The organism is Streptomyces sp. NPDC002671, assembly GCF_053592475.1.
This window is the reverse complement of record NZ_JBSFVU010000012.1, coordinates 174,397-189,688: the sequence shown is the minus strand read 5'-3', so window position 1 is coordinate 189,688 and position 15,292 is coordinate 174,397. Positions and strand designations below refer to the sequence as shown.

The window sequence follows — 15,292 nt, the reverse complement described above, 5'->3', positions numbered from 1 at the left end:
CGGCAGGCGGCGCATTCCGCACGCACGGATCACGGCGATGCGCGATGGTGGAGCCATGCTTGCCAAGGACATCCTCATCGACGGCTACGGCCGCATCCAGGAAGAAGTCCACGCCGCCCTCGACGGCCTCGGACCGGCCGAGCTGCACGCCCGCCCGGCCCCCGACTCCAACTCCATCGCCTGGCTCGTCTGGCACCTGACCCGGGTACAGGACGACCACATCGCCGACGCCTTCGACCTCGACCAGGTGTGGCTCTCCCAGGGCTGGCAGAAGCGCTTCGGCCTCGACCTGCCGCGCGACGACACCGGTTACGGTCACGATCCCGCCAAAGTCACGAAGGTGCGGGTCGAGTCGGCGGGCCCGCTCGCCGAGTACTACGACGCCGTGCACGAGCAGACGCTCGGCGCCCTGCGCACCCTCGCCGCCAAGGATCTGGAGCGGATCGTGGACGTGCGCTGGGACCCGCCGGTCACCCTGGGTGTGCGCCTGGTGAGCGTCCTGTCCGACGACCTTCAGCACGTCGGACAGGCCGCCTACCTCAAGGGGCTGGTTCAGAGCGCGGCGGCGTAACCCGGCAGGACCACGTCCTCGATGAGGGCGTTTCGCTCGTCGAACGGGATGAACGCGCTCTTGAGAGCGTTCACCGTGACCGTGCGCAGGTCCTCGACGGTCCAGCCGGCCTCCTCGACCAGCAGGGACATCTCGCGGGTCATCGTCGTACCGGACACCAGACGGTTGTCCGTGTTGAGGGTGACCCGGAAGCCCAGGTCCTTCAGGGCCGTGATCGGGTGCTCGGCGATCGAGGTGGCGCAGCCGGTCTGGAGGTTGGAGGTGGGGCACATCTCCAGCGCGATCCGGCGGTCGCGGACCCAGGACGCCAGGCGGCCGAGCTTGCCGGCCGCGAGGTCGGGGATGTCCTCCGTGATGCGCACGCCGTGGCCGAGGCGCTGGGCGCCGCACACCTGCACGGCCTGGTGGATGCTGGGCAGGCCGTGCGCCTCACCGGCGTGGATGGTGAACGGCACGCTCTCGCGGCGCAGGTGCTCGAAGGCGTCCAGGTGGTCGGCGGGCGGGAAGCCGTCCTCGGCACCGGCGATGTCGAAGCCGACGACACCGGCGTCGCGGTAGGCGACGGCCAGGTCGGCGGCCTCGCGGACCCGGCCGAACATCCGCATGCCGCACAGCAGGGTGCCGACCCGGACCGGGGTGCCCGCGGCCGCGGCCTTCGCCATACCCGCGGCGAGGCCCTCCTGGACCGTCTCCACGACCTCGTTCAGGGTCAGCCCGCCCTGGGTGTTCAGCTCGGGGGCGTAGCGCACCTCGGCGTAGACGACGCCGTCGGCGGCGAGGTCGAGGACGTACTCCTCGGCGACGCGCAGCAGGCCCTCGCGGTTCTGCATGACGGCGAGGGTGTGCTCGAAGGTGGCGATGTAGCGGACCAGGTCGCCGGAGTTGGCGGCCTCGAAGTACCAGGCGGCCAGCTCGTCCGGGTCGGTGGTGGGCAGGGTGTGGCCGACCGCAGCCGCGAGTTCGACGACGGTGGCGGGGCGCAGGCCGCCGTCGAGGTGGTCGTGCAGGACGGCCTTGGGGAGCCGGCGGAGGGTCTCGATGTCGATGCGGGGCGCGGTCATGGGCGTGCTTCCTCGGCAGGTGGTGCGGGGTGGGCAGTGGTTCAGGCGGTGGCGGGCTGGAGCAGGTCCCAGCGGTTGCCGTAGAGGTCCTGGAAGACGGCGACGGTGCCGTACGGCTCGTGTCGCGGCTCCTCCAGGAAGGTCACGCCGGCGGCCGTCATGCGGGCGTGGTCGCGGGCGAAGTCGTCGGTGTGCAGGAAGAACCCCACGCGTCCGCCGGTCTGGTCGCCGATCCGGGCCCGCTGTTCGTCGCCCTTGGCGCGGGCGAGCAGCAGGCCGGTGCCGGTGCTGTCCGGACCGGGTTCCACGACGACCCAGCGGGAGCCGTCCGGCCGGGGCGCGTCCTCGGCCAGCCGGAATCCGAGGGCCTCGGTGTAGAAGCGGATCGCCTCGTCGTAGTCGTCGACCACGAGGGCGACCAGGGCAACGCGTCGCATCGGGACCTTCCGGTGGAGGTGGTTAGCGGGTGAGGTTATACGTAAAACTACGCAGGCGCCAGTCCCTGGTCTACGCGCGTCCGCGTGGGGTGGGAGCGGGCTGTGGACGTGGCGGCGGGGTGCGCCCTGGTCAGGGCCTCGCGTCGCCCTGGGCGACCTCGACCCGGTGATGGAAGTCGGCCATTCCGGTGACGGAGGCCACGCAGGAGACGGCCGTACAGGCGAGCAGCAGAGCGGCGATCAGGCGGCCGGTCCGGTGAGGGCGGCGTGGGGCGGCCAGCAACGCCTGGACGCGCTGCGGGACGGGGCCGGTGGTCGCGGCGGCGGCGAAGTCGGGGCGGGCGGAGCGGGCGGACTGCCCGGCGAGAGCCGCGCGAGCGATGGCGCGGGCCGCCAGGCGCCGGTCGCCGACGAGGGCGGCGGCGGCCTCGTCGGCGGCCCGCTCGGCGGCGAGCCGGACGGTGTCGCGGACCGGGCGCAGGGCGGGGTGGCAGTGGGCGGCGAGTTCGGCGGCGGCGAGGAAGTAGTGGTGGCCGCCTTCGTTGTGGGCCCGCTCGTGGGCGAACAGTGCCTCCCGCTCGGGGCCGTCGAGGCTGCGCAGCATCGCGGTGGTGACGACGATCCGGTGCGGGCGGCCGGGCAGGGCGTACGCGTCCGGGCGGGGCGAGTCCACCACGCACAGGTCACCGGCGGCGGGTCCGCGCCCGGCCTCCGTGCGGGCGGCACGGAAGGCGCGGGTCTGGTGCAGCACGGAGCGGACGAGGGTCCAGCCGCCCACGGCGAGGGCGCCGACGGAGACGGCCGCGGCGGGCACGATGAAGAGGGCGGAGGCTGTGTGCAGCGGGTGGACCAGCTCGCCGAGCGCGGCGAAGAGGGGCAGCCGGAGCAGCCCGGTGAGCACGAACGCGCCGAGCGCGGCCAGCGAGGAGCCCGCGAGGACGACCGCACAGGTGGTGACGGCCCACAGCGCGGCGACCGGGGCCAGCCGGTCGAGGGCCCGCCGGGCCAGCGCCGGGAGAGCGAACGGCAGCAGCAGGGGCAGCAGGAGCAGTGCGGTCATCGGTCGTCGGGTTCGAGCAGGTCGCGCAGGATGCGTTCGTCGTCGGGGCTCAGCTGGGCGACGAAGCGGGCCAGGACCGTCTCACGGTCGCTGTCGCGGTCGAGTTCGCTGTGCATCCGGCGCGCGGTGAGGCCCTGGGCGTCCCGGGCCTCCCGGGCGGGGTGGTAGGCGTAGCCGCGGCCGTGCCGCTCCCGCTCGACCACGCCCTTGTCGTGCAGCCGGGCGAGGATCGTCGTGACCGTGGTGCGGGCGAGGCCGGCGCCGAGGCTCCGCTGGATCTGGCCGGGCGTCTGGGGCGCACCGGCGGCCCAGAGTGCGGCCATCACACTCGCTTCGAGTTCACCGGCCGGCCGGCGTTCGTCCTTGGCCTCGGTCATGGGAACGTTCCTCACTCCGTCCTGGTCCACGGCATCGGATGACCGTCTACTGGATTGTAGTCAGCCGGGTGCCGTCCACAGGGTGCGCCGGCGAGCCCATTATGCGAACCGATGATGAACGGACTACCGCCACCGGCGCAGGCCGTCAGGCCGCCCGGCGCAGCTCGTCCAGCCGGCCCAGCTCCTCCGGCGTGAGCTTCAGGGCGCCTGCGGCTACGTTGTCGGCGAGGTGGTCCGGGTTGCCGGTGCCGGGGATGGCGAGCACGTGCGGACCCTGGTGCAGGGTCCACGCGATGCGCACCTGCGCGGCGCTCACGCCGTGCGCGCGGGCGATCGCGAGCACCTCGTCCTCCTGCCGGGCGGCGACGGCACCGTGATCAGCGCCCTCGCCCGCGACGGCGTAGAAGGGCACGAAGGCGATGCCCCGCTCGCCGCACATCCGCAGCAGTTCGTCGCCGTCCGGGTCTGGGGCGGCCAGTCCGTACCGGTTCTGCACGGCGACCACGGGCGCGATCTCCAGCGCCTCGGTGAGGTGCCGGGGTTCGACGGCGGAGATCCCGAGGTGCCGGATCATTCCGGCGTCGCGCAGTTCGGCGAGCGCGCCGAAGTGCTCGGCGATGGAGTCCTGGCGCATGCGGCGGAGGTAGACGAGGTCCAGGTGGTCGCGGCCGAGCTGGCGCAGGTTCTCCTCGACGTGGCCGCGCAGCTGGTCGGGGCGGGCGGAGGTGCCCCACTCGCCGGAGTACTCGCGGAAGGGGCCGACTTTGGTGGCGATCAGCAGGTCGTCGGCGTACGGGGCGAGCGCGGTGTTGATGAGCTCGTTGGCGGAGCGCAGGGCGGAGAAGTAGAACGCGGCGGTGTCGATGTGGTTCACGCCGAGTTCCACGGCCCTGCGCAGGACGGCGAGCGAGCGGGCGCGGTCGCTGGGCGTACCGAGGTGGAAGGCGGCGCTGCCCGTCAGCCGCATCGCGCCGAAGCCGAGGCGGTGGACGGGCAGTTCGCCGAGGGTGAAGGTGCCGGAGGCGTCCGCGGTGGTGATCGTTTCAGCGGTCATCGGCGGAGTCTCGCACAACCGCCCCCGGCCGCGGAGGTCAGTCGAGCGGCTTGGTGGTCGAGGGCAGCCTCCCGGTCAGATGTAAAGGCCAACCTTTCAGGTGGCCAAGTAAATCCGTCCGCCCCAGGAATCCGGAAGAAGACTTCGTCGGGCAACCTTCGAGGAGACTCCGGCCGTCACCGGCGCCGCAGTACGCGCTGCGCCAGCGCGTGCGTACCGACGGCCGCCGCGGCGGCGAACGCGAGGCCCCGGACCGCGTCGGCCGGACGCGCCGGGCGCAGCACTCCGGCCCGGCGCAGCCGGCCGCGCGCCCATGCGGTGAACGGCAGCACCACGAGGGGACTGGTCGCGGAACCCGGTGTGTAGCCACGGACGACGGCGGCCTGCGCCAGGTGGACCATGCCGTGCAGCCCGAAGGCGTTGAGCGCCGTCTGGTAGACGGCCGAGCGCCCCCCGGTGCGGTGCCCCTCGGCCGCGCAGGCCGCGACCACGACCGCCATCGCGGCGACGGCGGTACTGAACTCACGCGCGTCCACCGACTCCAGCCGCCGCCACACCGTTTCGGGCACCCGGGGAAATCTCTTGCGCAGCTCCGGGGTGTGCGTCCGCACCCAGCGCGGCACCATCACCACTTCCTCGGAGTCGTGCAGAGCCCACGCGGCCAGCAGCCCGAAAGTGACGTACGGGCCTGTGTCGTTCGGCTTTCGCGTCATGAACAGGCACTTTGTCACAGCGAGTTGATCACCCTACGCACGGTACCCGGCCGAACAGAGCGGGCGCTCAGCACCCGCGACCGCCGCCCGGGGGAACTCGACCGGCCTCCTGACGCGGGCAGCCCGCTGAGCTCTACACATAAAGGGGAAATAAGAGCACAATGTGCTATATGCGGCGCTTACCGCATACCGATACCGCACCAGACGCGGTCGGGCCTGCAAGTCAAGGGAGACGAGTCATGGCCGACGTCTCGCACAGGGGTGACATGACGACCCACCCCGATATCTCCGAAATGCGGGCACGCTACGCCCGCATGCTCGGCGGTCGTGATGTTGCGCTCGTGGACGGGCCGGTGTTCCTGCTCGGCCTGTACTGCGCGGCATCACCGTGGATCCTGCACTACACGACGAGCCAGCCGGCGCTCGTGACCCACAACCTGATCCTGGGCATAGCGATAGGCCTGCTGGCACTCGGATTCACCCGGGCCCCCGAGCGGATGTACGGCCTCAGCTGGGCCATGTGCGCCTTGGGTGTCTGGATGATCATCGCGCCGTGGATCGTGGGCACGAGCCCGGACAAGGGCGTGATCATCAACAACGTCATCATCGGCGCGCTGGCCTTCGCACTAGGGCTGATGTGCGCCGGTACGGCGGCGAAGAGCGCTCCCCAGCCATAAGAGCCACGAAGTCAGGACACGAGGAAAGGAAGACCCATCAGTAGAGACAGGCAAGAACAGGAGGCCGGTCCACCCGGGTGGACCGGCCTTCGCCGCTCGGTCGAACTCCGTTGCGCCGCACGACCGTTGGGGTTCAGGCTCCGGCGGTCTGCGCGTCCGGCGCCCCCACGCTCACGAACTCCTCGCTGATCTCCCTCTCCCCGAACGGCCACACCTTCTCCAGCCGCGCCCAGATCAGGAAGGCCACGCAGCCGAGGGCCAGCCAGGCCAGGGACCATTCGATGGGGTGGCGGCCCGGGGAGTTCCGGTCGGCGTAGCCGTAGATCACGCACCAGCCGACGAGGGCGACGATGCTCGGCAGAGGGTAGAGCCACATCCGGTAGGGGCGGTTCAGCGTCGGCCGGCGCTTGCGCAGGACCGTCAACGCCACGATCTGGGCGAGCGCCTGGACGATGACCATCACCGTCGTAAGCAGCTGGATCAGGGTCGCGAGGTCGGTGTGACGGCCGATCAGGAAGCCCACCGCGGTGATCACGCCCATGGTCGCGAGGCCGAGCATCGGAAAGCGGTGCCTGGGGTGCAGCTTCTCGTACGGCCGGAAGAAGACCCGGTCGCGCGCGGCGTCGTACGGCACCCGGGAACCGCCCAGCAGGCCGGTGAAGACCGAGGCGAACGCCGTGATGAGGATCAGCACGGTCACCGTGTCGGCCGCACCCTTGCCCCAGGTCTTCTCCAGCACCGCCGACGCGACCGAGGTGGCGGCGACATCGTGCGGGTCGGTCATCCGGCGCCAGTCGACGACGCCGAGCGTGCCGATCTGGAGCAGCAGGTAGATCGCCATGATGCCGAGGATCGAGTACAGGATGGAGCGCGGCAGGGTACGGCCCGGGTCCTTGATCTCGGCGCCCATGTACGCCGTGGTGTTGTAACCGAGGTAGTCGTAGATGCCGATCGTGAGGCCCGCGGCGAAGCCGAGCCAGAAGTGGTTGCTCGTCAGGTCGAAGGCGCGCGCCGGGTAGGTGAAGGCCAAGTGGGCGCTGAAGTCGCTCGCGGCGGCGACGACCACCAGGAGCACCGCGGCCATCATCACGGCCCACATGACGGCGGTGATGCGGGCGATGTTCTCGATGCCGCGCCAGAGCAGGAGCACGACCAGGGCGATGACACCCAGGCCGATCAGGTCGCCGGACGTCCGGCCGAGATCGGGGGCGAGATAGCCCAGGTACTGGACGAAGCCGACCACGCCCGTGGACATGATCAGCGGGATGAAGAGCATCGCCGTCCACACGAACAGGAACGGCATCAGCCGGCCGGTGCGGTACTGGAAGGCCTGGCGGAGGTAGACGTAACTGCCGCCCGAGCCGGGCAGGGCGGCGCCCAGCTCGGCCCAGACCAGCCCGTCGCAGAGCGCCAGGACCGCGCCCGCGACGAACCCGATGACCGCCTGCGGGCCGCCGAACGCGGTGACCATCAGCGGGATCGTCACGAACGGGCCGATGCCGCACATCTGGCTCATGTTGATGGCCGTGGCCTGGAACAGGCCGAGTCGGCGGACGAAACCACCCGTGGGTGGCGGGCTTCCGGACATGGGGACTCCTGACGCGACGGGCGCACGGGCCGCGCGCTGTGCTGCGCGGCGGCTCACCCGGCCGGACTGACTGGCCGATAAAGTTAAGGAGCCTTACTAGAGGCGTCAAGTATGCGTCAGCAATGCGTGAGAATGGTGCGATGCCCGCCAGCAACGCCGTGGACCAGCCGGAACAGCCCTGGAGCCGGCAACGCCTGCGCAGCACCAACGAGCGGCTGCTCCTGGACCGGCTGCGTGCCCTCGGCGCCGCCTCGCGAGCCCAGCTGGCCCGGGACACGGGCCTGTCGAAGCCGACCGTCTCCAGCGCGCTGGCCTCGCTGGAGGCCGCGGGGCTGGTCCACGAGGTCGGCACGCACGCGCCCGAACGCGGGCGCACCGCCGTGCTGTACGCCCCCGATCCCGCCGCCGGGTACGCGCTCGGCGTGGACATCGGCCGGAGCTGGCTGCGGGTGGCGGTGGTCGACCTGGACGGCACGGTGGTCGCGCGGGCGGACGTACGCAACCGCGCCCGCGCCTCCGCCGCCCTGGCCGACCTGGTCGTCGGCACCGCCCGCCAGGTGATCGCCAACTCGGGCGTCGACCCGGCCGAGGTGGTGCACGGGGTGGTGGGCACGCCCGGGGTGTACGACGAGAAGCAGCGGCGGGTGCGGTACGCGATGCATCTGCCGGGCTGGGGCCGGGCGGGGCTCGTGGACCGGATGCGCGAGGAGCTGGGCGTGCCCCTGGAGGTGCACAACGACGCGAATCTGGCGGCGCTCGGCGAGTACACGTACGGCGTCGGCACGGGCAGCCGGCTCTTCGCGTACATCCTGATCGGTACCGGTCTCGGCATGGGGGTCGTCAGCGAGGGGCGGCTGTTCACGGGGGCGCACGGGCTGGCCGGGGAGATCGGCTTCCTGCCCTGGCCGGGGCGGCAGAAGCCGCGACGGCTGGAGGACGCGGTGTCGGGGGTGGCCGTGGTGGAGGCCGCCCGGCACTTCGGGATGAGCGGGCAGCTCACCGCGAAGGCGGTGTTCGACGCGGCCCGGCAGGGCAACCAGGCGGCGGTACGGGCGGTGGAGCTGGAGGGCGAGCGGATCGCGCACACGGTCGCGGCGACCGCCGCCGTGCTCGACCCGGACCTGGTGGTGCTCGGCGGCGGGGTCGGCCACAGCGTCGACCTGCTGCTCGGACCGGTCCAGGAGCACCTGCGCACACTCACCCCGCTGCGGCCGAGGCTCGCGCCGAGCCGGCTCGGCGAGGACGCGGTGCTCCTGGGCGCGGTCGCGACGGCGCTGGGCACGGCCCGGGAGCTGGTGTTCGAGCGTCGGTCGGCCGGCGGCTGAGGAACCGACGTCCGAGGGACCGGCGACGGGGCGCCCGGCGGTTCCGCCGGGCATGTGCCGCGCCGGGCGCGATGATTGACAGGGTCCGGCGCACGCCCTAGCTTGAGCCAGATTAGTAAAGTTTCCTAACTTTATGAAGGCTCACAAGGCTTACGAAGGCTGGAGACCCGCGTGTTCCCTCGCCTCACCCCCCGGCGCCGGTCGGCCGCGGCCTGCGTGGCCCTGGGCCTGCTCTGCTCGCTCACCACCGGCGCCTGGGCGGGTCCCCGCCCTGCCGTACCGCGGGCTGGGCCCGCCCCCGTCACCCGCGTATCCTCAGCCGTTGGCTCCGCCACTCCTCTCTCCGGCTACGCGATCCAGTCGACGGCGAAGGTCGCGGACTCAGCGGCGGCCGTCTCCTCTCCGGGCTACCGGGCCACGGGCTGGTATCCGGCGGGCCCGCGCTCCACGGTCCTGGCGGCACTGCTCGCGGACGGCGAGTACGCCGACCCGTTCTACTCCACCAACCAGCAGCAGATCCCGAAGTCCCGCTTCCAGGTGCCCTGGTGGTACCGCTCCGACTTCACCGTGCCGGACACCGGCCGGCGCACGTACCTCGACTTCAGCGGCGTCGTCTCGGCGGCCGACGTGTACGTCAACGGCCACCGGGTGGCCGGGGCGGCGGACGTCACCGGCGCCTACACCCGCCACGAGCTGGACGTCACCTCGCTGGTGCGGGCGGGCACGAACACCGTCGCCTTCCGTATCCGGCCCAACGACCCCAAGAAACGCCTGACCATGGGCTGGATCGACTGGCTGCAGCCGCCGCCCGACCAGAACATGGGTATCGTCCGGGACGTCCTGGTCCGCCGCGGCGGCCCGGTCGCGCTGCGCGACGCGCACGTGCTGACCAAGCCGGCCGTGTCGTCGCTCGCCTCCGCCGACCTGACCGTGAAGGCGCGGGCCCGCAACGACACCGGCGCGGCGGTCACCGCGGAGATCAAGGGCACCATCGGCGGGACGAGCTTCACCCGGACCGTGCCGCTCGCCGCGCACGAGACGAAGACGGTCACCTTCTCCCCCGCCGACACGCCCGGCCTGCACCTCACCGACCCGAAGATGTGGTGGCCGGCGGGCATGGGCGGGCAGCCGCTGTACGACCTCGGCCTGACCGCCTCCGTCGCCGGTACGGTGTCGGACACCGCGCACGAGACCTTCGGCATCCGTGACGTCCGAGCGCCCCTGAACGCCGACGGCGCCCGCCAGTACCGGATCAACGGTCGCAAGCTGCTGATCAAGGGCGGCGGCTGGTCGCCGGACGAGTACCTGCGCTGGGACCGCACCTACGCCGAGGACCGGCTGAAGTACGCCCTCGACCTGGGCCTGAACACCATCCGCCTGGAAGGCCATCTGGAGCCGGACGAGTTCTTCGACCTCGCCGACCGCTACGGCGTGCTCACGCTGCCGGGCTGGGAGTGCTGCGACAAGTGGGAGGGCAACGTCAACGGCGGCAAGACCGGGGAGAAGTGGACTGCCGCCGACTACCCGGTCGCGAAGGCGTCCATGGCCGCCGAGGCCGCCCGGCTGCGCGACCATCCGAGCGTGGCCTCCTTCCTGATCGGCAGCGACTTCGCGCCCGACGCGCGGATCGAGAGGACCTACCTGGACGCCCTGAGGGCGGCGGACTGGACCCTCCCTGTGGTCTCCTCCGCCTCCGACAGCTCCTCGCCGCAGCTGGGGAGTTCGGGCCTGAAGATGACGGGCCCCTACGACTGGGTGCCGCCCAACTACTGGTACGCGAAGCGCGAGGGCGGCGCGACGGGCTTCAACTCCGAGACCAGCGCGGGCCCCGACATCCCCACCCTCGACACCCTGCACGCCATGCTGACCCCGGCCGAGCTGGACACCCTCTGGCGGAAGCCGGACGCCCGGCAGTACCACCGCTCGCCGTCCGCCGTGTTCGGCACCCTCAAGATCTACGACGCTGCCCTCACCGGACGCTACGGCGCCCCGAAGAGCCTCGCCGACTATGTGCGCAAGGCCCAGCTCGCCCAGTACGAGAACGTCCGCGCCCAGTACGAGGCGTACGGGCGCAACGCGACGGATGCGAGCAAGCCCGCCACCGGGGTGATCTACTGGATGTTCAGCAGCGGCTGGACGTCCCTGCACTGGCAGTTGACGGACCGTTGTCTCGACCAGGGCGGGGCCTACTTCGGCGCCAAGAAGGCGAACGAGCCGCTGCACATCCAGTACTCGTACGACAACCGCTCGGTCGTCGTGGTCGGCAACCGGCACCGCGGGGCCGGCGAACTCACGGCACGGGCCACGCTGTTCAACGCCGACGGTACCCAGAAGTACGACAGGACCGTCACCGGTGTGACGGTGTCCGGGGACGGCGCGCACGCCACCGCCCTGACCCTGCCGTCGTCGGTGAGCGGTCTGTCGGCCACGTATCTGCTGCGGCTGACCCTGACCGACGCCGGCGGCAAGGAGGTGAGCCGGAACGTGTACTGGCTCTCCACCAGGCCCGACACGCTCGACTGGGCGCATACCGACTGGTACCACACGCCGACGACGGCCTACGCCGACCTCAAGGGGCTCGGCTCGATGGCGCAGGTGCCGGTGTCGGCGACGGCGTCGACCGAGTCGTCCGGCGACACCTCGACCACGACGGTGACCGTGCGCAACAGCGGGAGCGGGAAGACGCCTTCGCTCCTCACGGACGTGCATCTGGTCGACGCGAAGGGCCGGCCGGTACTGCCGGTGCGGTGGTCGGACAACGAGGTCACGCTGTGGCCGGGCGAGTCGGTGACGCTGACCGCCGCCTACCGGACGGCCGACCTGCACGGCTCCGCGCCGCGTGTGCGGATCTCCGGCTGGAACACGCGGGAACAGACGGTACCGGCCACATGACGGCGGGGGGTGGACCGTACGGCCCACCCCCCTTTGCGGCTTTCCGGCTTCCGGCTTTCCGGGCTCAGCTGACGTTGAGCGCGGTGTCGTCCACGACGAACGACGTCTGGTACTTGGAACCCTCGGTGCCGGTGAACTTGAGGGTGACGGTCTGCCCGGCGTAGCTGCTGAGGTTGAAGCTGCGCTGGGTGTAGCCGGAGGCGGCGTTGAGGTTCGAGTACGTCGCCAGGGTGCCCAGGACCGTGCCGGAGCTGTTGAGGACCTGGACCTTCAGGGTGTCGTAGGCCGTGGTGGTCGTGGTCTCGTCCGTGTCGATGTGCAGGTAGAAGCTCAGGTTGGCGTTCGTGCAGCCGGACGGGATGGTCACCGACTGGGACAGGGTGTCGGTGAGGGCGGTGGCGGTGCCGTCCAGCCAGGCGTAGTAGGAGCCCGTACGGGGCGACTCACCGGTGGAGTTGGTGATGACGCCGCTGGTGGCGCTCCACGTGGTGTTGCCGGACTCGAACCCGTTGTTGCCGAGGAGCTGGGCGGCGGTGCAGGTGCCGGTGCCGCCGCCTCCGCCGCCGCCGGTGGTGCCCGCACCCGCCAGCCAGGCGGTGGCGTTCAGGGCGAGGGGCGCGTTGGTGGCGGTGGTGTCGTTCCAGCCGTCGTACAGGGTGTTGCCGGGCGTGCCGGTGCCGTCGTCGATGGGCGAGCTGTCGCCCCAGAAGGCGACGCGGCCGGAGCCGAAGGTGCTGGTCGCGAAGAAGGCGCCGGTGTTGCCGGAGTAACCGGTGCGGTAGACCAGGCCCTTGACGGCGGGGTTGTCGGCCGGCTTGAGCGTGGCCGTGGTGCCGTTGGCGATCAGGCTCTTGGAGACGTCACCGAAGGAGCCGTGCAGCACGGGGTCGGTGCTGTCGCTGATGGCCGCCGGGTGGTCGGACGCGATGTTCAACGCGTCGATGGAGAAGCCGAACGGGTCGGTGGAGTCGACGCTGTTGTTGGTCATCAGGTCGTTGAGGATCTTGACCGCGTCGGAGCCGTCGTTGTTGCGATCGGCGCCGGTGTGGTCGGAGATCATGAACAGGCCGCCGCCGTTCTTCACGAAGTTCATGATCGCCGTCTTCTCGGCGGCCGTGAACAGCGTGTTCGGCTCGGGCAGGACCAGCGTGTCGAAGTTCGACAGGTCGGTCGTGGAGGTGCCGCCGTAGCTGAGGCTGGAGCCCGTGGGGAGGGTCTTCAGGCTGTAGCTGCCGGTCTTCTGGAGGTCCACGCCCCAGGAGGAGAGGGCGCCGGTCCAGTCCGTCTCGGCGGACGGGGAGGCGTTCTGACCGAGCGGGTCGGGCTGGCTGGTGGAGATGATCCAGTCGGCGTTGCCGGCCGTCTCGGCGTGGGCGTTGTCGAACAGGATGCGGTGCGTGGTCGCCGCGTGGGCGGGGGCGGCACCGGCGCCGAACTGCAGGGCGGCTCCGCTGAGGAGCAGACCGAATCCGGCCAGGGCTGTGGTGAATCTGCGGCTGGACCTTCTGGATCCAAGCATCCGGACGTACCTCCATGAGGGGTGGGGAGAGGCGGTGCGGGCGCCAAGTCTGCGCGCGTAGAACCGGTTTGAGGGTTCTACACGCGTCAACCAATTGAAAGGTACATGGCATGACGGCCTGGTGAACAGAGAGTTCCGGTGACAAGGAGCTGCTTCGAAACAGCCGACAGCCGTCAAATCCCGTACAGAAAGGGCGTCGTGGTGCTCAGCGCGTGGAAGCCGAGGCGCTCCAGGATCGGGCGGCTCATGGGTGAGGCGTCGACCTGGAGGTACCGGTAGCCCTGGGCGGCGGCGACGCGGGCGCGGTGGGCGACCAGGGCGCGGTAGACGCCCCGGCCGCGCCAGGCCTCGATGGTGCCGCCGCCCCACAGCCCGGCGAACCGGGTGCCGGGCACCAGTTCCATGCGGGCCGCGCTCACGGGCTCGTCCCCGGCGAGCGCGACCACGGCGACGACCGTGCCGGGGCCGGCGGCCAGTTGGGCGCGCAGCCGGTGGCGCAGCCGGGTGCCGTCGGTGCCGAAGGCCTTCTCGTGCACGTCCACGACGAGATCGGCACCGGCCGGATCGGTGACCCTCAGGAAGCGGATGCCGGCGGGAGGTCGGGCGTCAACGGCGAGTTCGGCGGTCTCGCCGATCAGCAGCGTCTCCTCGGGCTCGGCCCGGAACCCGGCGACGGCAAGCCGCGCTCCGAGGTCAGCCGGCCGGTCGTGGCCGTACAGCTTCCACTCGAAGTCCCGGCCCAGACCGGTGAAGTACGCGATCTGCTCCTCGACGGCCAGGTCCGCTCCCTGCGCGTCCAGGCCGGACCAGAGGACACCGTTCCAGCCGTGGGCGTCGGCGACCTGGCGCACCACGGCACCGGTCCGCTCGATCCGGGCTCCGGGCCCGTCGGGCCGGGCGCGCTCGCGCATGTCCCGGTCAAAGAGGGCGAGCACCGTGGCGTGATCCATGCAGTCACTCCAGCATGGGCGGCCGGGCCGGGCAACGGGATAAGCGTCCGCCCGGGTGGGGCGTCAGCCGAGTTCCAGGGTGGTGACGCCGAAGACCCGCTCCTGCGCATGGGCACGGACCGGTCCGGTGTACATGCGCGCGGTCTCGAACGAGGCGGTGAATCCGGCCTGTTCGGCGAGGGCGGCGCCGGCCGTGTTGGGCTCGGGTACGTCGATGGCGACCTCGCGTCCGGCGACGTCGGCGGTGAGGGCGGCGAACAGCGCTCGCGCGTCGTCGGCGGTGTCGGCGAACAGCGGGCCGATGCGGAGGGTGTCGCGGCCGGGGCGGATCACCCCGTAACCGGTGAGGCGGGTGCCGTCGTGGCGGACGAGGGTGCGGTGGCCGGGGGTGGCGAGCCACTCGGCGAGGAAGCGCGGGCGATCGGCCGGGTAGCAGGCGCCATCGTAGGCGGAGAGGGCGGCGAAGTCGTCGGACCCGGCCGGCCGAACCCCCTGCGGTGTTTCGCTCTCGGTCGCGATGCCGGTGAACCGGACAGTGCGGTAGGCGAGTTCGAAGCCGGACTGGCGGTAGTTGTCCTGCTGGGCGACGACGCCGTCCAGACCGATGGTGCGGTCGCCGGCGTGGGCCAGGGCGGTCTTCCAGGTGGTGAGGCCGTGGCCGTGACCGCGCAGGTCGGGGCGGACGAGGTAGCAGCCGAGGAAGGCGTAGTCAGTGCCGTAGTTGACGACGGAGATGGCCGATACCGGCTCCCCGTCGATCCGGCCGAGGAAGAACCCGTCGGGGTCCTGCGCGAAGAAGGCGGGACCGTCGGACACCCCGGGATTCCACCCCTCCGCCGCCGCCCACGCGCTGATCACCGGCCAGTCCTCGAGGGTGGCCTGCGTGAGGACGAGGTCCTGGGGGGCCGGAGAGGTCATCGATACGCTCCCTTTCATCGGTTTCACCGGTGTTGCAACGGGTGCTTCATCCTTCCGGATCAACGCGGGCCACACCATGAGGGGTTCGGCCACGGCTCGGTCGCGCGACAAGTCCAAGGCCCCACCGGGCCGGCGTCCGGTGGGGCCTTG

At 71.4% G+C, this 15,292-nt stretch carries 14 protein-coding genes; 4 read left to right on the top strand and 10 right to left on the bottom strand.

The genetic code is table 11. The features are described 5' to 3' along the window. Positions 1–55 precede the first annotated feature (55 nt). Complete coding sequence (locus ACWD35_RS20695; RefSeq protein ID WP_451352737.1) at positions 56–571, top strand: mycothiol transferase; 516 nt, start codon at positions 56–58, stop codon at positions 569–571. Here ACWD35_RS20695 and ACWD35_RS20690 read toward each other — a convergent pair. The 6 genes from ACWD35_RS20690 to ACWD35_RS20665 form a co-directional block, all read right to left on the bottom strand. Next, complete coding sequence (locus tag ACWD35_RS20690) at positions 553–1,632, bottom strand: adenosine deaminase (protein ID WP_451352736.1); 1,080 nt, start codon at positions 1,630–1,632, stop codon at positions 553–555. The two genes, ACWD35_RS20695 and ACWD35_RS20690, sit on opposite strands and share 19 nt — an antisense overlap. A 41-nt stretch (positions 1,633–1,673) precedes the next feature. Further along, positions 1,674–2,069 carry a VOC family protein gene (locus tag ACWD35_RS20685; protein ID WP_451352735.1) on the bottom strand — a complete coding sequence of 132 codons (396 nt, stop codon included), beginning with the start codon at positions 2,067–2,069 and terminating at the stop codon, positions 1,674–1,676. Between the two features lie 130 nt (positions 2,070–2,199). Further along, positions 2,200–3,129, bottom strand: a complete 930-nt coding sequence (locus ACWD35_RS20680; protein WP_451352734.1) for a M48 family metalloprotease — start codon at positions 3,127–3,129, stop codon at positions 2,200–2,202. After that, positions 3,126–3,506 carry a BlaI/MecI/CopY family transcriptional regulator gene (locus tag ACWD35_RS20675; protein ID WP_451352733.1) on the bottom strand — a complete coding sequence of 127 codons (381 nt, stop codon included), beginning with the start codon at positions 3,504–3,506 and terminating at the stop codon, positions 3,126–3,128. Before ACWD35_RS20675 ends, ACWD35_RS20680 begins: the two co-directional genes overlap by 4 nt. Before the next feature lie 145 nt (positions 3,507–3,651). Then, positions 3,652–4,560 carry an aldo/keto reductase gene (locus ACWD35_RS20670; RefSeq protein ID WP_451352732.1) on the bottom strand — a complete coding sequence of 303 codons (909 nt, stop codon included), beginning with the start codon at positions 4,558–4,560 and terminating at the stop codon, positions 3,652–3,654. 176 nt (positions 4,561–4,736) lie between these two features. Continuing rightward, a complete protein-coding gene (locus ACWD35_RS20665) occupies positions 4,737–5,273 on the bottom strand; it encodes an HXXEE domain-containing protein (RefSeq protein ID WP_451352731.1) in 537 nt (178 codons plus the stop codon). A 239-nt stretch (positions 5,274–5,512) separates the two neighbouring features. Here ACWD35_RS20665 and ACWD35_RS20660 point away from each other — a divergent pair, with 239 nt between their 5' ends. Then, a complete protein-coding gene (locus tag ACWD35_RS20660; RefSeq protein ID WP_451352730.1) occupies positions 5,513–5,950 on the top strand; it encodes an SPW repeat protein in 438 nt (145 codons plus the stop codon). 133 nt (positions 5,951–6,083) lie between these two features. On the opposite strand, the gene ACWD35_RS20655 is transcribed toward ACWD35_RS20660, so the two are convergent. Next, complete coding sequence (locus tag ACWD35_RS20655) at positions 6,084–7,538, bottom strand: APC family permease (RefSeq protein ID WP_451352729.1); 1,455 nt, start codon at positions 7,536–7,538, stop codon at positions 6,084–6,086. Between the two features lie 140 nt (positions 7,539–7,678). Between ACWD35_RS20655 and ACWD35_RS20650 the strand changes: the two genes are divergently transcribed. Together ACWD35_RS20650 and ACWD35_RS20645 are read left to right on the top strand one after the other, a co-directional pair. After that, entirely contained in the window at positions 7,679–8,863 is a 1,185-nt protein-coding gene (locus ACWD35_RS20650; protein ID WP_451352728.1) for an ROK family protein, read from the top strand. Positions 8,864–9,034: 171 nt separating this feature from the next. Beyond that, on the top strand, positions 9,035–11,755 hold the full coding sequence (locus tag ACWD35_RS20645; RefSeq protein WP_451352727.1) for a glycoside hydrolase family 2 protein: 2,721 nt from the start codon (positions 9,035–9,037) through the stop codon (positions 11,753–11,755). Positions 11,756–11,819: 64 nt separating this feature from the next. Here the strand turns inward: ACWD35_RS20645 and ACWD35_RS20640 are convergent, their stop codons facing one another. The 3 genes from ACWD35_RS20640 to ACWD35_RS20630 all read right to left on the bottom strand — a co-directional run bounded on the left by ACWD35_RS20640 (position 11,820) and on the right by ACWD35_RS20630 (position 15,142). Continuing rightward, positions 11,820–13,274 (bottom strand): hydrolase, encoded by a 1,455-nt coding sequence (locus tag ACWD35_RS20640; RefSeq protein WP_451352726.1) that lies wholly within the window; start codon positions 13,272–13,274, stop codon positions 11,820–11,822. A gap of 173 nt (positions 13,275–13,447) precedes the next feature. Continuing rightward, positions 13,448–14,224, bottom strand: a complete 777-nt coding sequence (locus ACWD35_RS20635; protein ID WP_451352725.1) for a GNAT family N-acetyltransferase — start codon at positions 14,222–14,224, stop codon at positions 13,448–13,450. A 63-nt stretch (positions 14,225–14,287) separates the two neighbouring features. After that, entirely contained in the window at positions 14,288–15,142 is an 855-nt protein-coding gene (locus ACWD35_RS20630; protein WP_451352724.1) for a GNAT family N-acetyltransferase, read from the bottom strand. Positions 15,143–15,292: the final 150 nt, after the last annotated feature.